This window comes from Burkholderia aenigmatica (assembly GCF_048627025.1).
Taxonomy (GTDB): Bacteria; Pseudomonadota; Gammaproteobacteria; order Burkholderiales; family Burkholderiaceae; genus Burkholderia; species Burkholderia aenigmatica.
In genome coordinates this window covers 3,267,731-3,289,942 of sequence record NZ_CP184468.1, presented here as the reverse complement: position 1 = coordinate 3,289,942, position 22,212 = coordinate 3,267,731, and the positions used below count along the sequence as shown (strand labels likewise).

Annotated in this window: 27 protein-coding genes; 21 read left to right on the top strand and 6 right to left on the bottom strand. The window is 67.0% G+C overall.

The window, feature by feature from the left end:
* Positions 1-22 precede the first annotated feature (22 nt).
* From secB to ACN8ZM_RS15395, 3 genes are all read left to right on the top strand, one after another.
* Positions 23-505, top strand: a complete 483-nt coding sequence (gene secB, locus ACN8ZM_RS15405; protein WP_011353285.1) for a protein-export chaperone SecB — start codon at positions 23-25, stop codon at positions 503-505.
* A gap of 28 nt (positions 506-533) precedes the next feature.
* A complete protein-coding gene (locus ACN8ZM_RS15400; RefSeq protein WP_043187210.1) occupies positions 534-1,532 on the top strand; it encodes an NAD(P)H-dependent glycerol-3-phosphate dehydrogenase in 999 nt (332 codons plus the stop codon).
* A gap of 95 nt (positions 1,533-1,627) precedes the next feature.
* Positions 1,628-2,152, top strand: coding sequence for an O-acetyl-ADP-ribose deacetylase (locus ACN8ZM_RS15395; RefSeq protein WP_043187212.1), 525 nt, complete (start codon positions 1,628-1,630; stop codon positions 2,150-2,152).
* A 34-nt stretch (positions 2,153-2,186) separates the two neighbouring features.
* Here ACN8ZM_RS15395 and trmL read toward each other — a convergent pair whose 3' ends face one another.
* Both trmL and ACN8ZM_RS15385 read right to left on the bottom strand, forming a co-directional pair.
* Positions 2,187-2,657, bottom strand: coding sequence for a tRNA (uridine(34)/cytosine(34)/5-carboxymethylaminomethyluridine(34)-2'-O)-methyltransferase TrmL (gene trmL / locus ACN8ZM_RS15390; RefSeq protein WP_089451320.1), 471 nt, complete (start codon positions 2,655-2,657; stop codon positions 2,187-2,189).
* 102 nt (positions 2,658-2,759) lie between these two features.
* Positions 2,760-3,560: a ComF family protein gene (locus tag ACN8ZM_RS15385; protein ID WP_420210249.1), complete on the bottom strand. Its 801-nt coding sequence runs from the start codon at positions 3,558-3,560 to the stop codon at positions 2,760-2,762.
* 81 nt (positions 3,561-3,641) lie between these two features.
* On the opposite strand from ACN8ZM_RS15385, the gene ACN8ZM_RS15380 reads away from it, so the two are divergent.
* From ACN8ZM_RS15380 to ACN8ZM_RS15345, 8 genes are all read left to right on the top strand, one after another.
* Positions 3,642-4,607 (top strand): methyltransferase domain-containing protein, encoded by a 966-nt coding sequence (locus ACN8ZM_RS15380; protein ID WP_043187218.1) that lies wholly within the window; start codon positions 3,642-3,644, stop codon positions 4,605-4,607.
* A gap of 195 nt (positions 4,608-4,802) precedes the next feature.
* Positions 4,803-5,327 (top strand): DUF2244 domain-containing protein, encoded by a 525-nt coding sequence (locus tag ACN8ZM_RS15375; protein WP_046544359.1) that lies wholly within the window; start codon positions 4,803-4,805, stop codon positions 5,325-5,327.
* Between the two features lie 55 nt (positions 5,328-5,382).
* The gene (gene coxB, locus ACN8ZM_RS15370) at positions 5,383-6,978 is read left to right on the top strand and encodes a cytochrome c oxidase subunit II (RefSeq protein ID WP_043187220.1); all 1,596 of its coding nucleotides are present in this window, start codon (positions 5,383-5,385) and stop codon (positions 6,976-6,978) included.
* Between the two features lie 43 nt (positions 6,979-7,021).
* On the top strand, positions 7,022-8,629 hold the full coding sequence (gene ctaD, locus ACN8ZM_RS15365) for a cytochrome c oxidase subunit I (protein ID WP_031401318.1): 1,608 nt from the start codon (positions 7,022-7,024) through the stop codon (positions 8,627-8,629).
* A 70-nt stretch (positions 8,630-8,699) separates the two neighbouring features.
* Positions 8,700-8,840 (top strand): cytochrome oxidase small assembly protein, encoded by a 141-nt coding sequence (locus tag ACN8ZM_RS15360; RefSeq protein WP_043187223.1) that lies wholly within the window; start codon positions 8,700-8,702, stop codon positions 8,838-8,840.
* 35 nt (positions 8,841-8,875) lie between these two features.
* The gene (locus tag ACN8ZM_RS15355; protein WP_043187224.1) at positions 8,876-9,484 is read left to right on the top strand and encodes a cytochrome c oxidase assembly protein; all 609 of its coding nucleotides are present in this window, start codon (positions 8,876-8,878) and stop codon (positions 9,482-9,484) included.
* A gap of 16 nt (positions 9,485-9,500) precedes the next feature.
* A complete protein-coding gene (locus ACN8ZM_RS15350) occupies positions 9,501-9,698 on the top strand; it encodes a DUF2970 domain-containing protein (RefSeq protein WP_043187225.1) in 198 nt (65 codons plus the stop codon).
* Between the two features lie 138 nt (positions 9,699-9,836).
* Positions 9,837-10,694: a cytochrome c oxidase subunit 3 gene (locus ACN8ZM_RS15345; protein ID WP_011353274.1), complete on the top strand. Its 858-nt coding sequence runs from the start codon at positions 9,837-9,839 to the stop codon at positions 10,692-10,694.
* A gap of 172 nt (positions 10,695-10,866) precedes the next feature.
* Here the strand turns inward: ACN8ZM_RS15345 and ACN8ZM_RS15340 are convergent, their stop codons facing one another.
* Positions 10,867-11,076, bottom strand: coding sequence for a twin transmembrane helix small protein (locus ACN8ZM_RS15340; protein ID WP_043187227.1), 210 nt, complete (start codon positions 11,074-11,076; stop codon positions 10,867-10,869).
* An 84-nt stretch (positions 11,077-11,160) separates the two neighbouring features.
* Between ACN8ZM_RS15340 and ACN8ZM_RS15335 the strand changes: the two genes are divergently transcribed.
* The 5 genes from ACN8ZM_RS15335 to ACN8ZM_RS15315 are packed head-to-tail and all read left to right on the top strand — an operon-like array spanning position 11,161 to position 15,242.
* Entirely contained in the window at positions 11,161-11,871 is a 711-nt protein-coding gene (locus ACN8ZM_RS15335) for an SURF1 family protein (protein ID WP_301768942.1), read from the top strand.
* Between the two features lie 60 nt (positions 11,872-11,931).
* A complete protein-coding gene (locus ACN8ZM_RS15330) occupies positions 11,932-12,558 on the top strand; it encodes an SCO family protein (protein WP_043187229.1) in 627 nt (208 codons plus the stop codon).
* Between the two features lie 24 nt (positions 12,559-12,582).
* Entirely contained in the window at positions 12,583-13,695 is a 1,113-nt protein-coding gene (locus ACN8ZM_RS15325; protein WP_043187231.1) for a COX15/CtaA family protein, read from the top strand.
* An 8-nt stretch (positions 13,696-13,703) separates the two neighbouring features.
* On the top strand, positions 13,704-14,606 hold the full coding sequence (cyoE, locus tag ACN8ZM_RS15320) for a heme o synthase (RefSeq protein WP_011353269.1): 903 nt from the start codon (positions 13,704-13,706) through the stop codon (positions 14,604-14,606).
* An 18-nt stretch (positions 14,607-14,624) separates the two neighbouring features.
* Complete coding sequence (locus ACN8ZM_RS15315) at positions 14,625-15,242, top strand: SCO family protein (protein WP_420210248.1); 618 nt, start codon at positions 14,625-14,627, stop codon at positions 15,240-15,242.
* A gap of 140 nt (positions 15,243-15,382) precedes the next feature.
* Here the strand turns inward: ACN8ZM_RS15315 and ACN8ZM_RS15310 are convergent, their stop codons facing one another.
* Together ACN8ZM_RS15310 and ACN8ZM_RS15305 are read right to left on the bottom strand one after the other, a co-directional pair.
* On the bottom strand, positions 15,383-15,673 hold the full coding sequence (locus ACN8ZM_RS15310) for a YciI family protein (RefSeq protein ID WP_043187235.1): 291 nt from the start codon (positions 15,671-15,673) through the stop codon (positions 15,383-15,385).
* Positions 15,674-15,712: 39 nt separating this feature from the next.
* Positions 15,713-15,937, bottom strand: coding sequence for a hypothetical protein (locus ACN8ZM_RS15305; RefSeq protein WP_420210247.1), 225 nt, complete (start codon positions 15,935-15,937; stop codon positions 15,713-15,715).
* Here ACN8ZM_RS15305 and ACN8ZM_RS15300 point away from each other — a divergent pair.
* Both ACN8ZM_RS15300 and ACN8ZM_RS15295 read left to right on the top strand, forming a co-directional pair.
* A complete protein-coding gene (locus tag ACN8ZM_RS15300) occupies positions 15,912-17,516 on the top strand; it encodes a methyl-accepting chemotaxis protein (protein WP_420210246.1) in 1,605 nt (534 codons plus the stop codon). The genes ACN8ZM_RS15305 and ACN8ZM_RS15300 overlap by 26 nt on opposite strands.
* A gap of 204 nt (positions 17,517-17,720) precedes the next feature.
* Complete coding sequence (locus ACN8ZM_RS15295; RefSeq protein ID WP_043187236.1) at positions 17,721-18,536, top strand: MetQ/NlpA family ABC transporter substrate-binding protein; 816 nt, start codon at positions 17,721-17,723, stop codon at positions 18,534-18,536.
* Positions 18,537-18,646: 110 nt separating this feature from the next.
* On the opposite strand, the gene ACN8ZM_RS15290 is transcribed toward ACN8ZM_RS15295, so the two are convergent.
* On the bottom strand, positions 18,647-18,955 hold the full coding sequence (locus ACN8ZM_RS15290; RefSeq protein WP_420210245.1) for a VF_A0006 family four-cysteine protein: 309 nt from the start codon (positions 18,953-18,955) through the stop codon (positions 18,647-18,649).
* 330 nt (positions 18,956-19,285) lie between these two features.
* On the opposite strand from ACN8ZM_RS15290, the gene ACN8ZM_RS15285 reads away from it, so the two are divergent.
* The 3 genes from ACN8ZM_RS15285 to ACN8ZM_RS15275 all read left to right on the top strand — a co-directional run bounded on the left by ACN8ZM_RS15285 (position 19,286) and on the right by ACN8ZM_RS15275 (position 22,083).
* Positions 19,286-20,251, top strand: coding sequence for an ABC transporter substrate-binding protein (locus ACN8ZM_RS15285; protein ID WP_043187240.1), 966 nt, complete (start codon positions 19,286-19,288; stop codon positions 20,249-20,251).
* Between the two features lie 139 nt (positions 20,252-20,390).
* On the top strand, positions 20,391-21,287 hold the full coding sequence (locus tag ACN8ZM_RS15280; RefSeq protein ID WP_039346181.1) for an ABC transporter permease: 897 nt from the start codon (positions 20,391-20,393) through the stop codon (positions 21,285-21,287).
* Between the two features lies 1 nt (position 21,288).
* Positions 21,289-22,083, top strand: a complete 795-nt coding sequence (locus ACN8ZM_RS15275; protein ID WP_011353261.1) for an ABC transporter ATP-binding protein — start codon at positions 21,289-21,291, stop codon at positions 22,081-22,083.
* Positions 22,084-22,212: the final 129 nt, after the last annotated feature.

Genomic DNA, 22,212 nt, shown 5'->3' with positions numbered 1-22,212 from the left:
TCACCACTTTTAGGGAAACACCATGTCCGACGTCGAAAACCAACCGTTCTTCAACATCCAGCGCGTCTACCTGAAGGATATGTCGCTCGAGCAGCCGAATTCGCCGGCGATCTTCCTCGAGCAGGACATGCCGTCGGTTGAAGTCGAAGTCGACGTCAAGGCCGACCGCCTCGCGGAAAGCGTGTTCGAAGTCGTCGTGTCGGGCACCGTCACCGCGAAGGTGAAGGACAAGGTCGCGTTCCTGATCGAAGCGAAGCAGGCCGGCATTTTCGACATCCGCAACATTCCGGACGAACAGCTCGACCCGCTCGTCGGCATCGCATGCCCGACGATCCTGTTCCCGTACCTGCGTTCGAACATCGCCGACGCGATCACGCGCGCGGGCTTCCCGCCGATCCACCTGGCGGAAATCAACTTCCAGGCGCTGTACGAACAACGCCTCGCGCAGCTTCAGCAGCAGGCCGGTGCCGCAGCAGGTGCACCGAACGGCACGACGCTGAACTGACGTTTTACTCGGAGGACCGGTGCTGGGTATGAAAGTAGCCGTTCTCGGCGCCGGTGCCTGGGGCACCGCGCTCGCGGGCCATCTGGCCGCGCGGCACGATACGCTTCTGTGGGCGCGCGACGCCGCGCTCATCGCCGGGCTGCAGGCCCGGCACGAAAATTCCCGCTATCTGGACGGCATCGCGCTGCCTGACGCATTGCGCTACGACGCTGATCTCGGCGCCGCGCTCGCGCATGGCGCCGCGGACGACGCACTGTGCGTGATCGCCGCGCCCGTGGCAGGGCTGCGCACGCTGTGTCACGCGATGCGCGACGCAGGCTGCGTGCCCGCGCACGTCGTGTGGGTCTGCAAGGGCTTCGAGGCCGATACGCATCTGCTGCCGCATCAGGTGATCGCGGCCGAGCTGCCCGAACAGCACAGCAACGGCGTGCTGTCGGGGCCGAGCTTCGCGCGCGAGGTCGGACAGTCGCTGCCCGTCGCGCTGACGGTGGCAAGCCCGTCCGCCGAATGCCGTGAGCGCACGCTCGCCGCGTTCCATCACGGCGCGATGCGGATCTATACGGGCGACGACGTGGTCGGCGTCGAGGTCGGCGGCGCGGTGAAGAACGTGCTCGCGATCGCGACCGGCATCGCCGACGGCCTCGGTCTCGGGCTGAACGCGCGCGCCGCGCTGATTACGCGCGGGCTCGCCGAAATGTCGCGGCTCGGCGTCGCGCTCGGCGGCCGCGCAGAAACCTTCACGGGCCTCACGGGCCTCGGCGACCTGATCCTCACCGCCACGGGCGACCTGTCGCGCAACCGCACGGTCGGCCTGCAACTGGCGGCCGGCCGCACGCTGAACGATATCCTCGGCGCGCTTGGCCACGTGGCCGAAGGCGTGCGCTGCGCGCAGGCCGTGCTGGCCATCGCGCGCGCGCAGTCGATCGAAATGCCGATCACCGAAGCCGTGTGCGGCGTGCTGTTCGACGGCATCGCGCCGCGCGACGCCGTCAGCGGCCTGCTGCGGCGCGACGCACGCGCCGAGTAACGTGGCACGGCGCCGCCTGGCGCCGTGTTTGCGTCGGGCGCGGGGCGTCAAAGCGCGCTACGCTTGAACAGTCTCCGGCGTTCCGGGAGGTTGTCATGCTGCAGATCCATTCCACCACGCTCGATGCGCAGGTCGTCGACATCACGACGCTCGATGTCGACGCGATCGTCAATGCCGCGAACGGCTCGCTGCTCGGCGGAGGCGGCGTCGACGGCGCGATCCACCGCGCGGCCGGCCCCGGCCTGCTCGCCGAATGCCGCACGCTGGGCGGCTGCGAGACGGGCGATGCCAAGCTCACGCGCGGCCACGGGCTGCCGGCGCGCTACGTGATCCACGCGGTCGGGCCCGTGTGGCATGGCGGCGGGCGTGGCGAGGCCGAGCTGCTCGCGTCGTGCTACCGGCGCGCGATCGAGCTGGCCGAGGAGGTCGCGGCAACGTCGATCGCGTTCCCGGCGATCAGCTGTGGCATCTATCGCTATCCGGCTGAAGAAGCCGTCGAGATCGCGGTGGGCACCGTCGCCGAAATGCTGCCGCAGGCGCCGAACCTCGCACGCGTGGTGTTCGCGTGCTTTTCCCCCGACATTTACGACCTGTATCGCGCGCGGCTCGCGCGGACGTGACGCGTCCCGCGGGGCGGGATGCGCCGCGCCGGCGTCATGCGCCGCCTTCGAAGCCGGCCTGGCGCCACGCCTCGAACACGACCACCGCGACCGTGTTCGACAGGTTCAGGCTGCGGTTGTCCGGCCGCATCGGCAGGCGCACGCGCTGTTCGTTCGGGAAGCGCTCGAGCAGCTCGGCGGGCAGGCCGCGCGTTTCCGAGCCGAACACGAACCAGTCGCCGGGCAGGAACGCATGATCGTGGAAGCGGCCCGAGCCGCGCGTCGTGAACGCGAACATCCGCGCGGGATCGGGCGTTTCTGCCGTGACGAACGCGTCCCAGTCGCGGTGCACGCGCATCTGCGCGTACTCGTGATAGTCGAGGCCCGCGCGGCGCATGCGCGCGTCGTCGAGCGGGAAGCCGAGCGGTTCGATCAGGTGCAGGCGCGCGCCCGTGTTGGCGCACAGGCGGATCACGTTGCCGGTGTTCGGCGGAATTTCGGGAGCGACGAGGACGACGTTGAACATGTTTCGGTTTGGCTGGGCCGGCCGGGGCGACGCGTGCGCTTTCCCGGCCGGCCGGTTCATGACGGCCGCCGCCGTATCCGGGCGGCTGGCCTCTCTATCTAATTAGTCCCTGGCGGTGCGCAGCGCAACCAGATTCGTCACGCGTGCGGCGCCCGCCGCCTTGAGCGCCTGCGCGGCGGCCGCGAGCGTCGCGCCGGAGGTCATCACGTCGTCGACGAGCGCGACGTGGCGGCCGGCGACGCCACCCGCCACTGCGAATGCCGCCATCACGTTGTCGCGCCGTGCGTGCCGGTCGAGCCGCGACTGCGGCGCGGTGTCGGCGACCCGCGCGAGCAGCGCCGCATCCGCGTGCACGCCGAGCCGCCGCGCGAGCGGACGCGCGATCGCCCACGCCTGGTTGTAGCCGCGCGCGACGAGCCGCCGGTGCGACAGCGGCACCGGCGCCACCAGGTCGAAGCCGCCGGCGCCGGGCGTATCCTCGGTCAGCCGGGCGAGCCGTGCCGCGAATTCGGCGCCGAGCGCGAGTTGCCGGTGAAACTTCAGGCCGCGCGCGAGCCCGTCGAGCGGCGCGCGGTAATCCGCCAGCGCGAGCGTCGCATCGAACGGCGGCGGCGCCGCACGGCACGCGTCGCAACGGTACGCGGCTGCACGGCCGGCGGCGCGAGCGCCGCGGGGCCGGGGCGAACGAGCGTGCCCGATGCCCAGCGGCAGCGCGCAGACGTCGCAGCGCAGCCGCGCTTCATTCCAGTACGCGGCGTCGCAAGCGCCGCAAATCACGGCGTGTGACAAATTGCCGCACAGTGCGCAGCGATTGGGTAGCGCGACCGCGGCGACGCGCGCTGCCAGCGTGCAAACCTGCGACAAAGCGACGCGCATCGTACGTCGGGCGGAACTGCGGATCATCGCAACACTCCTGACACCCCGCCTCAATGAAGCCTGCGGGGCGAGCGAGTATACTTCGGGCTCTTCGCCAGTGTGCCCGACATGTCCCCAGCTTCGACTTCAACCGGCCGTCCGGCCAATGACGCAAGGCGCCTGCGGCGGATCTTCGACCGCCGTGCCGCCACGTTCGATGCGGTCGCGTTCCTGCCGCGCGAGATCGCGCAGCGCATGAACGAGCGCCTCGAATACATCAAGGTGAGCCCCGCAGCCGTGCTGGACGCGGGCTGCGGCCCGGGTGACGACCTGCCGGCGCTGCGCGCGCGCTTTCCGGAGGCGCCCGTATTCGGCGTCGACCTGTCCGGCGCGATGCTCGCGCGAGCGGGGCAGCGCGAGGTCGAGCAGACGAGCTGGCGCCGCTGGCTGCCGGCCTCGCTCGGCCGTGCACTGGGCCAGCGCGGCCCGCGCGTCGCGCAGGCCGATTTCGCCGCGCTGCCGTTCCCCGGCGGCGCGTTCGACCTGATCTGGTCGAACCTCGCCCTCCACTGGCATTCGCGCCCGGACGCAGTGCTGCCCGAATGGCAGCGCGTGCTGCGCGTCAACGGGCTGCTGATGTTCAGCACGCTCGGCCCCGATACCCTGCGCGAACTGCGCGCGGCCTGCGCGGACGCCGAAGCGGCGCTCGGCATGACGCCGCCCGCCGCGCGCGTGATCGATTTCGTCGACATGCACGACCTCGGCGACATGCTCGTCGAGAGCGGCTTCGAGATTCCCGTGATGGATCAGGAAGTGCTGACCGTCACCTACAAAACCCCCGATTCCCTGCTGGCCGACGTGCGCGGTTGGGGCGCCTATCCGTTCGACCGCGAGGCGCCGCAGCGCGCGACGCGGCGCTTTCGCGCGGCGCTCGGCGACGCGCTGGAGGCCCGCCGGCGCGCGGACGGCACGATTCCGCTGACGTTCGAAGTGATCTACGGCCACGCCTGGAAGGCCGTGCCGCGCACGACCGCCGAAGGGCACGGGATCGTGCGCATCGAAGACATCGGAAAGGGGCGTCCGAAGAATCGGTAAAGCGGTAAAGAGGGGTTTTGTTATGTCTGAAATTAGCAGCGCAAAGCGGGGTCGAATTGGCGCCTAAAATGGCCGAAAAGCTTGTCGCGCTTGGCTCGCGGGCCGATAGTCGCTTGCTTGTGGATGCCATTGAACCCGCCTATAATGCGTCAGCTTGTCGTCCCGGGGTCCCCGCAATACGGGGCGACGAGTCCGATGCAGGCATGCATCGCATGCCATTCGCGTGAGGCGGCGATGGAAGCAGCGAGGGTTTTGGCGGAGACGACGAACGGTGAGCCGGTCCTCGAAGACTGGCTCATGAAACGCAATTGTTCGGCGTCGCCGCGCCAGTTCGTGCTGTTTTACGCGTCGCTCGCGGGCTTCTCGCTGGTGATCGCGACATTGCTGATGTGGCGGGGGGCTTGGCTCGTCATGCCCTTCACCGGAATCGAGTTGCTGGCTGTGGGTGTCGCATTTGCGATTTATGCTCGCCATGCGGTCGATTACGAACGCATCAGGCTGTATCCGCACCGGCTCGTGATCGAGCGGATGGATGCGGAGCGGCTCACGCAGATCGAATTCAACCCGCGCTGGGTGCGGGTCGAGCCGGGTGCGACGCCACGCGATCCGATTCGGCTGGTATCGCGCGGGCAGACCGTCGTAATCGGGCAGCATCTCGCGCAGTACAAGCGCGCGCAGTTCGCCGACGAACTGCGCGTGTCGCTCAGGCGCTGCGGCTGACGAGGCGCGGGCACCGGCGGATATGGCCGGCGGCTTGCGACGGGGGAGGGTTTGAATGGAAATTTTGGGTAAGGATGCTATGAAAACAATCAAGCGAGCCCTCACGGGCGTGCTGGCATGCAGCGGATTGCTCTTTGCCGGTGCCGCCCTGGCGGTCGGTGATAGCCCGGGCGGCCCCCGCGTCAACGAGATCAACTTTCAGCCGCCTGTCACGAAGATCGCCGAGGAGCTCTACGATCTCCACACGATGATGCTGATCCTGTGTACGGTGATCTTCGTCGGCGTGTTCGGCGTGATGTTCTATTCGATCTTCGCGCACCGCAAATCCAAGGGCCACAAGGCCGCCAATTTCCATGAAAGCACGACCGTCGAGATCATCTGGACGATCGTGCCGTTCGTCATCGTCGTGCTGATGGCGCTGCCGGCGACGAAGGCCGTCGTCGCGATGAAGGACACGACGAACGCCGATCTCACGATCAAGGTCACCGGCTACCAGTGGAAGTGGGGCTACGACTATGTGAAGGGCCCGGGCGAGGGCATCGGCTTCCTGTCGACGCTCAGCACCCCGCGTGACGAAGTGATGGGCAAGAAGCCGATCACCGACACCTACCTGCAGGAAGTCGACAACCCGCTCGTCGTGCCGGTCAACAAGAAGATCCGCATCATCACGACCGCGAACGACGTCGTCCACTCGTGGTACGTGCCCGCGTTCGGCGTGAAGCAGGATGCGATCCCCGGCTTCGTGCGCGACACGTGGTTCAAGGCCGACAAGGTCGGTACGTTCCGCGGTTTCTGTACCGAGCTGTGCGGCAAGGAACACGCGTACATGCCGGTCGTCGTCGAAGTCCTGTCGGAAGACGACTACGCGAAGTGGGTCACCGCGCAGAAGGCCAAGCTGGCCAGCGCCGCAGTCGATCCGAACAAGGTCTACACGATGGCTGAACTCGTCGCGCACGGCGAGGACGTCTACAAGGCGAACTGCGCAGCCTGCCACCAGGTGAACGGCAAGGGTCTCGGCGCATTCCCGGCAATGGACGGCAGCGCGATCGTGAACGGCCCGATCGCCGGCCACGTCGAGCGCGTGCTGCACGGCAAGGGCGCGATGCCGTCGTGGGCGTCGCTGTCGGATCTCGACATCGCATCGGTCATCACGTACGAACGCAACTCGTGGGGCAACCACAAGAACGACCTGCTGCAGCCGAAGCAAGTGGCCGACGCGCGTAACGGCAAGATGCCGGAAGACGCGGCGGGCGCAGCGGCAGCCGCACCGGCCGAAGCAGCTTCGGCGCCGGCGCAAGCCGCGTCGGGCGCGGAGCAGCCGGCCGCAGCGGCCTCGGCCGCCCTGTCGACGATCTACTTCGAGACGGGCAAGAGCGTGCTGCCGGCCGACGCGAAAGCGGCGATCGCCACCGCGGCCGACTATGCGAAGGCACATCCGGACGCGAAGCTCGCGCTGTCGGGCTTTACCGACAAGTCGGGCTCGGCCGACGCGAACGCCGAACTGGCGAAGCATCGCGCACAAGCCGTGCGCGACGCGCTGAAGGCAGCAGGCGTGGCGGAAGACCACATTATTCTCAAAAAGCCGGAAACGATCACGGGCGGGGCGGACGCGAAGGAAGCCCGGCGTGTCGAGATCGGCCCGGCGGCTTGACGTGTCGCTGAGTTAGTCGACGTATTCGCATTAGGAGATTCTCATGTCTAGCATCGGGCACGACGTAGCCGCGGACCACGCGCACGACGACCACGCGCACGAAATGCCGCACGGCTGGCGGCGCTGGCTGTTCGCCACCAACCACAAGGACATCGGTACGCTGTACCTGTTGTTCTCGTTCATCATGTTCCTGTCGGGCGGCGTGATGGCGCTCGCCATCCGGGCCGAGCTGTTCGAGCCGGGCCTGCAGATCATGCGTCCGGAGTTCTTCAACGAACTCACGACGATGCACGGCCTGATCATGGTGTTCGGCGCGATCATGCCGGCGTTCGTCGGCTTCGCGAACTGGATGATTCCGCTGCAGATCGGCGCGTCCGACATGGCGTTCGCGCGGATGAACAACTTCAGCTTCTGGCTGCTGCCGGTCGCGGCCGTGCTGCTGGTCGGTTCGTTCTTCGCGCCGGGTGGCGCGACGGCCGCCGGCTGGACGCTCTACGCGCCGCTGTCGACGCAGATGGGCCCGGGCATGGACTTCGCGATCTTCGCGGTGCACATCATGGGCGCGTCGTCGATCATGGGCGGGATCAACATCGTCGTGACGATCCTGAACATGCGCGCACCGGGCATGACGCTGATGAAGATGCCGATGTTCGCATGGACGTGGCTGATCACGGCCTACCTGCTGATCGCGGTGATGCCGGTTCTGGCAGGCGCGATCACGATGGTGCTGTTCGACCGCCACTTCGGCACGTCGTTCTTCAACGCGGCAGGCGGCGGCGATCCGGTGATGTACCAGCACATCTTCTGGTTCTTCGGCCACCCCGAGGTGTACATCATGATTCTGCCGGCGTTCGGGATCGTGTCGCAGGTGATCCCGGCGTTCGCACGCAAGACGCTGTTCGGCTATAGCTCGATGGTGTACGCGACGGCTTCGATCGCGATCCTGTCGTTCATGGTCTGGGCGCACCACATGTTCGCAACGGGCATGCCGGTCACCGGCCAGCTGTTCTTCATGTACGCGACGATGCTGATCGCGGTGCCGACGGGCGTGAAGGTGTTCAACTGGCTCGCGACGATGTGGCGCGGCTCGATGACGTTCGAAACCCCGATGCTGTTCGCGATCGGCTTCCTGTTCGTGTTCACGTTCGGCGGTCTGACGGGCCTGATGCTCGCGATGGCGCCGCTCGACATCCAGTATCACGGTACCTACTTCGTGGTGGCGCACTTCCACTACGTGCTGGTGGCAGGCTCATTGTTCGCGTTGTTCTCGGGCTGGTACTACTGGGCGCCGAAGTGGACGGGCTGGATGTACAACGAGACGCGCGGCAAGATCCACTTCTGGGCGTCGATGATCTTCTTCAACCTGACGTTCTTCCCGATGCACTTCGTCGGTCTCGCAGGCATGCCGCGTCGCTATGCGGACTACCCGGCGCAGTTCACGGACTTCAACCAGGTGGCGACGATCGGTGCATTCGGCTTCGGCCTCGCACAGGTGTACTTCCTGTTCGCAGTCGCGCTGCCGGCCTACCGTGGCGGCGGCGAGCTGGAAAAGGCGTCGGACAAGCCGTGGGATGGCGCGACGGGCCTCGAGTGGACGGTGCCGAGCCCGGCTCCCTTCCACACGTTCGAGCAACCGCCGCACGTCGAATAAGTTTCACCGTGCGCTCCGCCGCTGCCTGCCGTTGCAGGCAGGCGCGGCGGGCGCCGAACCGAAGTGTCAGATGAACCGGAATCCACAAGAAAGACGAACGCCCGAGCAGATTCGCGCGGGTAACAAGCGGCTCGGCCTCATCCTGCTCGTCATCGCCGCCGTCTTTTTTATGGGTGTCGTGATCAAGCAGTGGTGGCTGTCCACACACTGATGCAGTAACGGACGCAGTAGCGAGGAAGTTGTCGTATGTCGAAGCCGGAAGAGGGCGCCGTCGATCGCGCGTTCAATCGTTCGATGCTGGTGAAGCTCTTCGTCGTGGCCGGGCTGATGTTCGGTTTCGGCTTCGCGCTGATCCCGATGTACCGGGCGATCTGCCAGATCACCGGCATCAACAACCTGGTGCAGCGCGATGTCAGCGAGCGCGAGGTGAAGAACTCGCAGGTCGATTACAGCCGCACGGTGTCGGTCGAGTTCGATGCGAACGCGCGCGGCCCGCTTGGTTTCAAGCCGGAGCACAACAGTCTCGACGTGCATCCGGGCGAACTGACGACGATCGTGTACGACGTGACGAACGGGCAGGGCAGGCCGGTCGTTGCCCAGGCGATTCCGAGCTACGCGCCGAAACAGGCGACGGAGTTCTTCAAGAAGATCGAGTGCTTTTGCTTTACGCAGCAGACGCTGGCCGCGAACGAGTCGCGCAAGATGCCGGTGGTGTTCGTGATCGATCCGAAACTGCCGAAGGATGTGAAGACGATCACGCTGTCGTACACGTTCTTCGAGCTGAATACGCCGGCCACGCCGGCGCCGGCGCCGGGCAAGACCGCGGCGCAGGGCGCGGCGAAGCCGGACGCATGACGACGGAGGCGGGGCGATGACGGAGAAGCGGGGCGGGACGTTCGGCCAGGCGCTGAAAGCGGTGCTGTGGTCGTTCTTCGGGGTGCGCAAGCGGCGCGACCTGGAGGCCGACGCGACGCAGCTGAATCCGCTGCACGTGCTGATCGTCGCGTTGTTGGCAGCCGGTGTGTTCATCGGCGTGCTGATCCTGATCGTGCGTGCCGTCGTGGGCTGAAGCCCGCGGCCACGAAAGAATGCAGTGCGCGGCGCCACGGCGCCGCGTGCAGGAAGGAGCGGTGGTGGTCACGCCGCGCAAGAAATAAAGCCGGAGCGGTTTCCGGTACACAAATTGGACTGAAGTGGAGAATCAAGCATGAGCGGTCAAAACCAGACCCCGTACTATTTCGTGCCGCATCCGTCGCAGCATCCGATCAGCGCGGCCATCGGCCTGCTGGTCATGCTCGGATCGACAGCGCTGTGGATCAACGGTCACGACTGGGCGCCGTTTACGGCGCTGCTCGGCCTGCTTTGGTTGCTCTTTACGCTGTATCACTGGTTCGGCGACGCGATCGCCGAATCGGAAGGCGGTCACTACGGCAAGAACGTCGACAAGTCGTACCGCTGGAGCATGAGCTGGTTCATCTTCTCGGAAGTCATGTTCTTCGGCGCGTTCTTCGGCGCGCTGTTCTATGCACGTGAAATCGCGCTGCACCAGCTCGGCAGCCTCGACTACAAGCTGATCTGGCCGGATTTCTCCGCCGTGTGGCCGAACGAAGGCCCCGCCGCGCTCGCCGGTCACTTCAAGACGATGGGCCCGTGGCCGATCCCGACGCTGAACACGGCATTCCTGCTGTCGTCGGGCGTGACGCTGACGATCTCGCACCACGCGCTGCGTGACGATCATCGCAAGAAGGCGATCGCCTGGCTGGCCGCGACGCTCGCGTTCGGTATCTGTTTCCTGTTCCTGCAGGGCTTCGAGTACTACCACGCGTACAACGAACTGAACCTGACGCTGAACTCGGGTGTGTACGGTTCGACGTTCTTCCTGCTGACGGGCTTCCACGGTTTCCACGTGTTCCTCGGCGGCACGATGCTCGCGGTGGTGCTGGTGCGGATGATCCGCGGCCACTTCAAGCCCGATCACCACTTCGCATTCGAAGGCGCCGCGTGGTACTGGCACTTCGTCGACGTCGTCTGGCTCGGCCTGTACGTCGTCGTCTACTGGCTGTAAATGGAACAACGGCCCGCGCAGCAATGCGCGGGCCGTTTTCATTGGGGTCGGCCGGGCAGCCTGACTGCCGGCCTTCACCACCCTGGCGCCGCCACGACTCAGTCAGGCGGCGCTTTTGCTTGGTGGCGCGGCCGTGCGGCGAAATGTCACAGCGGCCGCGGCGGCAAACGGATCAACGCCCGATCGGCAGGCCGGTCGAATGGATCCAGCCCATCCCGTTCGCGATCAGGATGAGCAGGAACAGCGACACCGACAGCCCGACGCGGGTGGCGAGCGACCAGACCATGCGTTTCGTGTGGCCGCGGTCGTGCATCATGAAGTAGAGCGCCGAGCCCATGCTGGCAATGATGAGGACGAAGGCGATGGGAACGAGTATGTGCATGACACGAACCGGACGACGGCAATTCGAAAGGAAGAGGATAATTATCGCACTTCGCTTTCGGGCAGGTGCCGGGCGGGCCGCATGATGAAGATCCGCTGGCTGCCTGCACTGCTGATTCTCGTCGTCGTCGCGGTCACGATCCGTCTCGGTTTCTGGCAGCGCGACCGCGCGCACCAGAAGGAAGCGCTGCAGGCGAGCATCGAGCGCTACGAGCAGGCGGCGCCCGTCGACGTCGGCGCGCAGCCGATGCCGCTCGCGTCGATCGAGTTCCATCGCGTGCGGGCCACGGGCCGTTTCCTGCCCGAGCAGGCCGTGTTTCTCGACAATCGGCCGTATAACGACCAGCCGGGTTTTTACGTCGTGATGCCGTTTAAACTCACGGGCGGCGGCGTCGTGCTCGTGAACCGCGGCTGGCTACCGCGCAATATCTCCGATCGCACGACGATCGAGCCGTTCGCGACGCCCGCGGGCGACGTCGAGGTCGTGGGCATCGCGCGCGCGGACGCGTCGCGTGCGTTCGAGCTCGGCGAAGGCGGGTCGGCGGCACACCAGAAGATCCGGCAGAACCTGGACGTCGCCGCGTATGCGAAGGAAACGGGGCTGCCGCTGCAGCCGTTCGTGATCCAGCAGACGAGCGACGACGGCGACAAGCTCGTGCGCGACTGGCCGGCGGCGACGACCGGCGTCGAGCGCAATTACGGTTACATGTTTCAGTGGTGGGGCATGGCGGCGGCCGCGCTCGGTTTCGGCTTGTACGCGGCGCGACGCGCGGCGAAGAAGTCGTCCGACGCGTGAATGCGATGCCCGGACGCGGCGAGGACGCCGCGGGTTCGTTTCGAGAGGTCTGATTTGTCCATGCAATCTTCCCGTCAGGGTCCGGCCGCTGCGCCGATCTCGCCGGCGGCCCGCAAGCGCGGCCGCTGGATGCTCGTGCTGCTGGGTCTCGTGTGCGCCGCACCGATGATCGCGTCGTACTTCACCTATTACGTGATCAAGCCGAAGGGTGGCTCGACCAACTACGGCACGCTGATCGAGCCGCAGCGCCCGATCCCCGCGGATCTGCAGGTGACCGACGAAACCGGCAAGACCGTGCCGCTGTCGTCGCTGCGCGGCGTGTGGCTGTTCGTGATGACCGACAGCAGCGCGTGCGACAAGGCATGCGCGGAGAAACTCTATTTCATGCGCCAGATCCGCGTCACGCAGGCAGGCGAGCGGCACCGGATCACGATGGTGTGGCTGCGCAGCGATACAGGCGCGACGCCGCAGAAGGTGCTGGATGCGTACCCGGATACGCGCCGGCTCGTCGCCGATCCGGCCGCGGTGGCCGCGTGGCTGCCGGCCGACGCGGGCACGAAGGACAGCGACCACATCTACATGGTCGACCCGAACGGCAACCTGATGATGCGCTTCCCGAAGGATCCGAACCCCAGCAAGATCAAGGCGGACGTGACGAAGCTGCTGAAGTGGTCGAGCATCGGCTAAGGCAATACGAGAGGCAATGAACCGATGTCGTATCTACTGCAACTCGGCCTGATCGGCTTCTGCATCGCGCTGCTGCCGCTGTCGTACGTGTGGGTGAAGGCCGACGACAACAAGTTTCGCAAGCTGGTGTGGATCACCACCTTCCTGACGCTCGACCTGGTGATGTTCGGCGGCTTCACGCGGCTGACCGATTCGGGGCTCGGCTGCCCGGACTGGCCCGGCTGCTACGGCACGTCGTCGCCGTTCATCGCGCACGCCGCGATCACGGCCGCGCACCAGGCGATGCCGACGGGCCCCGTCAGCATGTCGAAGGCGTGGATCGAGATGATCCACCGCTATTTCGCGATGGCGATCGGCGTGCTGATCATCGCGCAGGTCGTGATCGCGTGGACCGCGCGGCTGCGCCGCCGTCCGCTGCACGTGTCGCCGTGGTGGCCGACGAGCCTGCTGCTGCTGATCCTCGTGCAGGGCGCGTTCGGCGCATGGACGGTCACGATGAAGCTGCAGCCGGTGATCGTCACGATCCACCTGCTGCTCGGCCTCACGCTGCTCGGCACGCTCGGCTGGCTCGCGGCGCGGCAGACGCCGCTGCCGTCGCATGACCCCGAAGCCGGCCGCTATCGCGCGGCCGCGCTCGCGGCGCTCGTGCTGCTGGTCGTGCAGATCGCGCTCGGCGGCTGGGTGAGCACCAACTACGCGGTGCTCGCGTGCACCGACTTCCCGACCTGCAACGGCCAGTGGATCCCGCCGATGGACTTCCAGCACGGCTTCCACCTGTGGCGCGCGCTCGGGATGACGAAGGACGGCGAGGCGATCACGCAGGACGCGCTGGTCGCGATCCACTGGACGCACCGCACGTTCGCGTTCGTCGTGGTCGCGTACCTGGTCGCGTTCGCGCTGAAGATGCGCCGCTTCGAGTCGCTGCGGCGGCCCGCGAACGGCGTGCTGCTGGTCGTCCTGCTGCAGTTCGTGACGGGCCTGACCAACATCGTGCTGCAGTGGCCGCTGCCGGTCGCCGTCGCGCACAACGGCGGGGCCGCGATCCTGCTGCTGCTCGTCGTCATGTTAAACTTTCGCATCCTTTCAAGCCGCCCCGGCCGTGTCGCGCAGCCTGCGCGCGACGCCGCCCCGGCGTGACCGCCCCCATGCAAAGCACCCTCTCCCAATCGCCCGGTAGCCGGTTTTCGCAGTACATGGCATTGACGAAGCCGCGTGTCACGCAGCTCGCGGTGTTCTGCGCGGTGATCGGCATGTTCCTCGCGACGCCGGGCATGGTGCCGTGGCATGTGCTGATCGGCGGCACGGTCGGCATCTGGCTGCTGGCCGGCGCCGCGTTCGCGATCAATTGCCTCGTCGAACAGAAGATCGACGCGATGATGCGTCGTACCGCGTGGCGCCCGTCCGCGCGCGGCGAGATCACGACGCCGCAGATCCTGATCTTCTCGGCCGTGCTCGGCAGCGTCGGCGCATGGACGCTCTATACGTTCACGAACCCGCTGACGATGTGGCTGACGATCGCCACCTTCGTCGGCTACGCAGTGATCTACACGCTGCTGCTCAAGCCGATGACGCCGCAGAACATCGTGATCGGCGGCGCGTCGGGCGCGATGCCGCCGGCGCTCGGCTGGGCCGCGGTCACCGGCGCGGTGCCGGGCGACGCGTGGATCCTCGTGCTGATCATCTTCGTGTGGACGCCGCCGCATTTCTGGGTGCTCGCACTTTATCGCCGCAAGGATTACGAGAATGCGGGGCTGCCGATGCTGCCCGTCACGCACGGCGAGAAGTTCACGCGGCTGCACATCCTGCTGTACACGGTGATCCTGTTCGCGGTCACGCTGATGCCGTTCATCTCCGGGATGAGCGGGGCCGTCTACCTGACGAGCGCGGTGCTGCTCGGCGCGGTGTTCCTCGCGTATGCGTGGAAGATCCATCGCGATTATTCGGATGAACTCGCCCGCAAGGCCTTCCGCTACTCGATCGTCTACCTGTCGCTGCTGTTCGCCGCGCTGCTCGTCGATCACTATGCACGCCCGCTGCTCGGCGTGTAACCGCACGGTTTGAACGCAATGCTCCAATCACGGTTCGGGCGCCGCGCGCGCCAAGGCTGGATGCTCGCATGCGCATTCACGGCAGCGCTGCTGCTCGCCGGATGCGACAACGCGCCGAAATTCCAGAATCTCGACATCACCGGCAACACGCAGTTCGGCAGCGACTTCTCGCTGCCCGATACGGCCGGCAAGGTGCGCACGCTGGCCGACTTCAAGGGCAAGGCGGTCGTGATGTTCTTCGGCTACACGCACTGCCCGGACGTGTGCCCGACGACGATGGCCGAGCTGTCCGAAGCGCTGAAGCAGCTGGGGCCGGATGCCGCGAAGCGCGTGCAGGTGCTGTTCGTCACCGTCGACCCGGAGCGTGACACGCCGGCGCTGCTCGGCCAGTACGTGCCCGCGTTCGATCCGTCGTTCATCGGCCTGCGGCCGGCCGACGAAGCCGCACTGAAGAAGGTCACGAAGGATTTCCGCGTGTACTACGCGAAGGTGACCGGCAAGACGCCCGGCAGCTACACGATGGACCACACCGCCGCGAGCTACGTGTTCGACCGCGACGGCAAGCTGCGCCTGTTCGTGCGCGACGGCCAGGGCCCCGGCCCGTGGGTCCACGACCTGAAGCTGCTGGTCGACTGACCGGAAGCCGCCGGGCGCCCGGCCCGGCGATCACGTGACGGCCGCCACGCGCCGTCACGCTTTTCCTCTTTCCTTGTTGTGTGCATGCGCCGCCCGTCGGGCGGCGTGTCGGCCTGCGCGCGCATCGCGCAGGCGTCGCGTTACGGCAGTGCGGGCACGTTGAAGCCGGATGCGGCGCGCGTGATCCGGAATTCCGTCACGCGATACGTGGCGATTCCTTCGATGACGAACGGATCCGTGTTCAGGATCGCGTCCAGCTCGTCGCGATCGATGCGGGCCGCGAGGATCACGCCGCCTTCGCGCGGCACCTTCGGCCCGGCCGCGATGAAGATGCCCTTGTCGAACTGCGGCTGCAGAAACGCGCGATGGCGTTCGAGCGCATCGTCGATGCGTTCGAGCGATGCGGTGTAGTGAATATCGATGACGTACATGGATGGCCCCCGGAATGGTGCCGGCTCTTCGTGTGCCGGCTAGCCGGTCTTTTTAGCACAGCGGATGCGGGCTGTCGCGCCGGCGGTCGCGGTGCGGGGCGGCGTGCTGATCGCCGGTTCGCGGCTGCTGCGCGTATTCAAGTTGTAAGCCTCGATGCCGTAAATAAAAGGGCAAGCGTTTGCGCGCGGCAGGCCGTTCGCGCGCAGCGTGCGCATCGACATCGACAAAGGCACGCAGATGAGCAGAATGAGTTTGAACCGCAAGCTGTGGCTCGCGCTTGCGCTGGTATGGATCGGTCTCCTGGGCGTCGGCGCATGGAGCGCGTACGAGACGCGCGCGACGATGCTCGCCGAACGCAAGGCAGGCATCGCGAATCTCGTCGACTCGGCGGCCGGCATCGTGAAGGCGTATCACGCACTCGCGCAGAGCGGCACATTGCCCGAGGCCGACGCGAAGCGCGATGCGCTCGCGAGCCTCGCCGCGATGCGCTACGGCGATTCGGGCTACGTGTTCGTGATGGACTCGAAGCCGGTCGTGCTGATGCATCCGACGCTGCCGAAGCTGGTCGGCACGCAGGTCGGCGATTATCTCGACCCGGACGGCAAGCCGCTGTTCGTCACGATCCTGAACGCGGCGAAGGAAACCGGCAGCGGCTTCGCCGAATACCGCGGGCGCCTGCCGCACAGCGAGACCGCCGTGCCGAAGATCAGCTACGTCACGCGCTTCACGCCGTGGGACTGGAACATCTCGAGCGGCGTCTTCCTGAAGGACATCGACACCATCTACTACCGGACGCTGCTCGGCCACCTCGCGGTCGTGTTCGTGATCGGCTTCGTGATCAGCGCGGCGATGCTGGTGATCATCCGCAACGTGCGCAGCAGCCTCGGCGGCGAGCCCGACGAAGCGGCCGCGCTCGCGGCGCGCATCGCGCAGGGCGACCTGACGCAGCCGGTGCCGGTGCGCGCGGGCGACCGCACGAGCATGATGGCCGCGATGCACGACATGCAGGCGCGGCTGCAGGCGACGATCGGCGGGATTCGCCAGTCGGCCGGATCGATCGCGTCGGCGAGCCGCCAGATCTCGGCCGGCAACGACGACCTGTCGCAGCGCACCGAGGAGCAGGCCGCGTCGCTGGAAGAAACCGCCGCGAGCATGGAGCAGCTGACCGCGACGGTGAAGCAGAACGCCGACAACGCGCGGCAGGCGAGCGGGCTGGCGAACAGCGCATCGGAGATCGCGCGCACGGGGAGCGACGTCGTGAACCGCGTGATCGGCACGATGGGCCAGATCGACGACAGCTCGCGCAAGATCGCCGACATCATCGGCGTGATCGAGGGCATCGCGTTCCAGACCAACATCCTCGCGCTGAACGCGGCGGTCGAAGCCGCGCGCGCCGGCGAGCAAGGCCGCGGCTTCGCGGTGGTCGCGGGCGAAGTGCGCTCGCTCGCGCAGCGCAGCGCGACGGCGTCGAAGGAGATCCGCGAGCTGATCGTCGACTCGGTCGAGCGCGTGCGCAACGGGTCGACGCTGGTCGGCCAGGCCGGCACGACGATGGGCGAGATCCTGCAGGCCGTCGCGCGCGTGACCGACATCATGGGCGAGATCGCGGCCGCGTCCGAGGAGCAGGCGAGCGGCATCACGCAGGTCGGGCGCGCGGTCACGCAGATGGACCAGGTGACGCAGCAGAACGCGGCGCTCGTCGAGGAGGCCGCCGCCGCCGCCGCGTCGCTGCAGGAACAGGCCGCGCGGCTGCGCGACGCGGTCGGCGCGTTCCGGGTCGGCGGGCAGGTGGGCGAACCTGCATTCGATACGAAGGTGGCGGGTCAGGCGACGGTGGCGTGACGTACCCAGGCTGACGCGCGACTCGCATAAACGCAACTAACGGCCGAGTCGCGCCACCTCCGCCAGCACCGCTGCGGTGCATACCCATATGAGCGGGATGTATTTCACTTCCCGCCGATCCTGTGACACCATTTGCCCCTTCCAGCGAGTCGGGGCATACCCGTATCGCGCCCCATTTCAGTCAAGCAAGAAAGCGAGAAACAGATGAAGCGTCGCAGTCTCCTGAAGGTATTTTCCGTGCTGGCCACCGGTGCAGCGCTGACGCTGTCGGCAGGTGCGCACGCCGAAGACAAGGTGATCAAGGTCGGCACGGTCGCCGGCCCGGATTCGGAAGTGTGGCAGCTCGTGCAGAAGGTCGCGAAGGAGAAGGAAGGCCTGAACGTGAAGGTCGTCGAGTTCAACGACTACGTCCAGCCGAACGCGGCGCTCGACGCGGGCGACCTCGACGCGAACAGCTTCCAGCACCAGCCCTACCTCGACAGCCAGGTGAAGCAGCGCGGCTACAAGCTGGTCACCGCTGGCCTGACCTACATCTCGCCGATGGGCGTGTACTCGAAGAAGTTCAAGGCGCTAAAGGACCTGCCGCAAGGCGCGAAGGTCGCGGTGCCGAACGATCCGTCGAACGAGAACCGCGCGCTGCTGCTGCTGCAGACGCAGGGCCTGATCAAGCTGAAGGCGGGCGCCGGCACGGGCGGCAACAACGCGACGGTGCTCGACATCGCCGACAACCCGAAGAAGCTGAAGATCTCCGAACTCGACGCCGCGCAACTGCCGCGCGTGCTGTCGGACGTCGACGCGGCCGTGGTCAACACGAACTACGCGCTCGCCGCGAACCTGCAGCCGACCAAGGACGCAATCGCGCTCGAATCGCTGACGAGCCCGTACGCGAACGTGATCGCCGTGCGCGCGAAGGACAAGGATCAGCCATGGGTGAAGAAGCTGGTCAAGGCGTACCAGTCGCCGGAAGTGAAGGAATTCATCAAGAAGCAGTTCAAGGGCTCGATGGTCGCGTCGTTCTGAACGCCGCACACAGGTCGTCCCGCTGAATGAAAAGGGCCTGCATCGCGCAGGCCCTTTTTTATGTGCGCGGCCGGCCGACGCCCACAGGGTGCATCGGGTTCAGCGCCGGCTCACATCTCGCCGCGCCGCGAGCAGATCGACATGATCTGCTGGATCGCATAGTTGTCGCGCACGCCCGGCAGCGATTGCACGACGCACTCGTGAAAGCGCCGCTCGCGCGGCAGCAGCATCGCGTTGTTGCGATACAGCGCGTCGCAGGAGCGCTGGATCAGCTGGGCCGCCGCACCGTTGCGGCTTTCGCGCAGCGCATTGAGCATGCACTCGTCGTATTGCGCACTGCCGTCGGTCAGCGCGAACGCCGCACCTGGCAGCGCCAGCGCGGCGGCCGCGAATGCGATGGCTCGGATCCCCCGTTTCATGTGCTCTCCGAAGGAGTGGACTGGGTCGGCCGACAGCATAACGTAAAGCCGCGAGCGCGGCTGACGCGTTGCGCCGGGCCGACGGGAGCCGCCGCCGGGCAGCCTTCGCGCGCGGGAGTGGCGCCCCGTCGGGCGCCGCGGACCGGCATCTTCGCGAAAGCGCGGAGTCAGGCGGTGGTCTGCGGAAATGGTATCCTCGTGCGTTCGCCGCTGCACGCCTTCCCGGGGCATGCGCGGGCCGGCCGCCACCGCGTTGCACGCGTGGCGGCGCCCGCATGACGGCGGCGGGAATCCATCATCCAGAACCGACACAATACGGGGGAGACACCCATGAAGCGTTTCAAGACTTTCGCGATCCGTTCGATCACGGCCGGCGTGGCCGCACTCGCGCTGGCAGGTGCCGCGCACGCACAGACCGTCAAGGTGCTGTCGATCGTCGACCACCCGGCACTCGACGCGATCCGCGACGGCGTGCGCGCCGAGCTGAAGGCGGAAGGCTACGGCGACGACAAGCTCAAGTGGGAATACCAGAGCGCGCAGGGCAACACGGGCACGGCTGCGCAGATCGCGCGCAAGTTCGTCGGCGACCAGCCCGACGTGATCGTCGCGATCGCGACGCCGGCCGCGCAGGCGGTGGTCGCGTCGACCAAGAGCGTGCCGGTCGTCTATTCGGGCGTGACCGATCCGGTCGCCGCGCAGCTCGTGAAGGGCTGGGGCCCGTCGGGCACCAACGTGACGGGCGTGTCCGACAAGCTGCCGCTCGATCGCCAGGTCGCGCTGATCAAGCGCGTCGTCCCGAATGCGAAGACGGTCGGCATGGTCTACAACCCGGGCGAGGCGAACTCGGTCGTGGTCGTGAAGGAGCTCAAGGAGATCCTCGCGAAGCAGGGGATGACGCTGAAGGAAGCGGCCGCGCCGCGTACCGTCGACATCGGCCCGGCCGCGAAGAGCCTGATCGGCAAGGTCGACGTGATCTACACGAACACCGACAACAACGTCGTGTCCGCGTACGAAGCGCTCGTGAAGGTCGCGAACGAAGCGAAGATTCCGCTCGTCGCCGGCGACACCGACAGCGTGAAGCGCGGCGGCATCGCGGCGCTCGGCATCAACTACGGCGACCTCGGCCGCCAGACGGGCAAAGTCGTCGCGCGCATCCTGAAGGGCGAGAAGCCGGGCGCGATCGCGTCGGAGACGAGCAGCAACCTCGAACTGTTCGCGAACACGGGCGCGGCCGCGAAGCAGGGCGTCACGCTGTCGCCGGATCTGCTCAAGGAAGCGAAGACGGTCATCAAGTAAGCCGCGGCCCGACCGCTGCGCTTGCGGGCCCGATCCGGGCCTGAACGACCTCGCCGGACGGGCGGCTCCCACCCGGGGCCGCCCGTTCGCTTCGCCCGGCCGTACACGTCCGGCCGGGAAGCAACAGGATTTCCCCATCATGTCTCTGTTCTCGTTTCTGGGCGCCCTGGAGATCGGCCTGATCTTCAGCCTCGTCGCCCTCGGGGTGCTGATCTCGTTTCGCATCCTCAACTTCCCCGACCTCACCGTCGACGGCAGCTTTCCGCTCGGCGGCGCGGTTGCCGCAACGCTGATCTCGGCCGGCTACGACCCGTTCAGCTCGACCTGCATCGCGATCGTCGCGGGCGCGGTGGCCGGCTTCATCACCGGCTGGCTCAACGTGCGCCTGAAGATCATGGATCTGCTCGCCAGTATCCTGATGATGATCGCGCTCTATTCGGTGAACCTGCGGATCATGGGCCGGCCGAACGTGCCGCTCATCACCGAACCGACCATCTTCACCGTGCTGCAGCCCGACTGGATGCCCGACTACGTGCTGCGCCCGGCGCTGCTCGCGATCGTCGTCGTGGTCGCGAAGCTCGGCCTCGACTGGTTCTTCTCGTCGCAGCTCGGCCTCGCGATGCGCGCGACCGGCGCGAACCCGCGGATGGCGCGTGCGCAAGGCATCGCGACCGGCCGCGCGACGCTCGCCGGGATGGCGCTGTCGAACGCGCTCGTCGCGCTCGCCGGTGCGCTGTTCGCGCAGACGCAGGGCGGCGCGGACATCTCGATGGGGATCGGCACGATCGTGATCGGGCTGGCTGCCGTGATCATCGGCGAGACGCTGCTGCCGGCGCGCCGGCTCGTGCTGACGACGCTCGCCGTCGTGCTCGGCGCGATCGTCTACCGCTTCTTCATCGCGCTTGCGCTCAACAGCGAATTCATCGGGCTGAAGGCGCAGGATCTGAACCTCGTGACGGCCGCGCTCGTCACGATCGCGCTGGTGCTGCCGGCGACGCGCAAGAAACTGTTCGCGCGCAAGAACGGAGGGGCCTGACATGCTGTCCGCACAAGACCTGAAACTCACGTTCAATCCCGGCACGCCGATCGAGACGCGCGCGCTGCGCGGGCTGTCGCTCGAGATTCCCGACGGCCAGTTCGTCGCGGTGATCGGCTCGAACGGCGCCGGCAAGTCGACCTTCCTCAACGCGGTCAGCGGCGACCAAGCGGTCGATGCGGGACGCATCTCGATCGACGGCACGGACGTCACGCGCAAGGCCGCGTGGGATCGCGCGCACCTCGTCGCGCGCGTGTTCCAGGATCCGATGGCCGGCACCTGCGAGGCGCTGACGATCGAGGAGAACATGGCGCTCGCGATGGCGCGCGGTGCGCGGCGCGGCTTCCGGGCCGCGCTCGACCGGCCGTCGCGCGAGCTGTTCCGCGACAAGCTGCGGCTCCTGAACCTCGGCCTCGAGAACCGGCTGACCGACCGGATCGGGCTGCTGTCGGGCGGCCAGCGGCAGGCGGTGAGCCTGTTGATGGCGTCGCTGCGGCCGTCGCGGATCCTGCTGCTCGACGAGCACACGGCCGCGCTGGACCCGAAGACGGCCGCGTTCGTGCTGGAGCTGACCGCGCGCATCGTCGCCGAGAGCAAGCTGACGACGATGATGGTCACGCACAGCATGCGGCAGGCGCTCGACTACGGCGACCGTACGGTGATGCTGCACCAGGGGCAGGTCGTGCTCGACGTGTCGGGCGACGCGCGCAAGGGGCTCGACGTGCCGGACCTGCTGCAGATGTTCGAGAAGGTGCGTCACGAGCAGCTCGACGACGACGCGTTGCTGCTCGGCTGACGCGCGGCAGGCGGGCCGGCGCGGTGTGCAGGATGTGCATCGTGCCGGTTGGCAGGCTGGCTGGGCTCTGCTCGGTTCGGCCCGGCTGCGCGATTCGGTTCGCATGTGCCGCATCGGCGCCCGAGGGGT

Coding starts and splice junctions, on each gene's coding strand:
- secB (WP_011353285.1), top strand. CDS start 23: ATGTCCGACGTCGAAAACCAACCGTTCTTCAACATCCAGCGCGTCTAC.
- ACN8ZM_RS15400 (WP_043187210.1), top strand. CDS start 534: ATGAAAGTAGCCGTTCTCGGCGCCGGTGCCTGGGGCACCGCGCTCGCG.
- ACN8ZM_RS15395 (WP_043187212.1), top strand. CDS start 1,628: ATGCTGCAGATCCATTCCACCACGCTCGATGCGCAGGTCGTCGACATC.
- trmL (WP_089451320.1), bottom strand. CDS start 2,657: ATGTTCAACGTCGTCCTCGTCGCTCCCGAAATTCCGCCGAACACCGGC.
- ACN8ZM_RS15385 (WP_420210249.1), bottom strand. CDS start 3,560: ATGATCCGCAGTTCCGCCCGACGTACGATGCGCGTCGCTTTGTCGCAG.
- ACN8ZM_RS15380 (WP_043187218.1), top strand. CDS start 3,642: ATGTCCCCAGCTTCGACTTCAACCGGCCGTCCGGCCAATGACGCAAGG.
- ACN8ZM_RS15375 (WP_046544359.1), top strand. CDS start 4,803: ATGCAGGCATGCATCGCATGCCATTCGCGTGAGGCGGCGATGGAAGCA.
- coxB (WP_043187220.1), top strand. CDS start 5,383: ATGGAAATTTTGGGTAAGGATGCTATGAAAACAATCAAGCGAGCCCTC.
- ctaD (WP_031401318.1), top strand. CDS start 7,022: ATGTCTAGCATCGGGCACGACGTAGCCGCGGACCACGCGCACGACGAC.
- ACN8ZM_RS15360 (WP_043187223.1), top strand. CDS start 8,700: ATGAACCGGAATCCACAAGAAAGACGAACGCCCGAGCAGATTCGCGCG.
- ACN8ZM_RS15355 (WP_043187224.1), top strand. CDS start 8,876: ATGTCGAAGCCGGAAGAGGGCGCCGTCGATCGCGCGTTCAATCGTTCG.
- ACN8ZM_RS15350 (WP_043187225.1), top strand. CDS start 9,501: ATGACGGAGAAGCGGGGCGGGACGTTCGGCCAGGCGCTGAAAGCGGTG.
- ACN8ZM_RS15345 (WP_011353274.1), top strand. CDS start 9,837: ATGAGCGGTCAAAACCAGACCCCGTACTATTTCGTGCCGCATCCGTCG.
- ACN8ZM_RS15340 (WP_043187227.1), bottom strand. CDS start 11,076: ATGCACATACTCGTTCCCATCGCCTTCGTCCTCATCATTGCCAGCATG.
- ACN8ZM_RS15335 (WP_301768942.1), top strand. CDS start 11,161: ATGAAGATCCGCTGGCTGCCTGCACTGCTGATTCTCGTCGTCGTCGCG.
- ACN8ZM_RS15330 (WP_043187229.1), top strand. CDS start 11,932: ATGCAATCTTCCCGTCAGGGTCCGGCCGCTGCGCCGATCTCGCCGGCG.
- ACN8ZM_RS15325 (WP_043187231.1), top strand. CDS start 12,583: ATGTCGTATCTACTGCAACTCGGCCTGATCGGCTTCTGCATCGCGCTG.
- cyoE (WP_011353269.1), top strand. CDS start 13,704: ATGCAAAGCACCCTCTCCCAATCGCCCGGTAGCCGGTTTTCGCAGTAC.
- ACN8ZM_RS15315 (WP_420210248.1), top strand. CDS start 14,625: ATGCTCCAATCACGGTTCGGGCGCCGCGCGCGCCAAGGCTGGATGCTC.
- ACN8ZM_RS15310 (WP_043187235.1), bottom strand. CDS start 15,673: ATGTACGTCATCGATATTCACTACACCGCATCGCTCGAACGCATCGAC.
- ACN8ZM_RS15300 (WP_420210246.1), top strand. CDS start 15,912: ATGAGCAGAATGAGTTTGAACCGCAAGCTGTGGCTCGCGCTTGCGCTG.
- ACN8ZM_RS15295 (WP_043187236.1), top strand. CDS start 17,721: ATGAAGCGTCGCAGTCTCCTGAAGGTATTTTCCGTGCTGGCCACCGGT.
- ACN8ZM_RS15290 (WP_420210245.1), bottom strand. CDS start 18,955: ATGAAACGGGGGATCCGAGCCATCGCATTCGCGGCCGCCGCGCTGGCG.
- ACN8ZM_RS15285 (WP_043187240.1), top strand. CDS start 19,286: ATGAAGCGTTTCAAGACTTTCGCGATCCGTTCGATCACGGCCGGCGTG.
- ACN8ZM_RS15280 (WP_039346181.1), top strand. CDS start 20,391: ATGTCTCTGTTCTCGTTTCTGGGCGCCCTGGAGATCGGCCTGATCTTC.
- ACN8ZM_RS15275 (WP_011353261.1), top strand. CDS start 21,289: ATGCTGTCCGCACAAGACCTGAAACTCACGTTCAATCCCGGCACGCCG.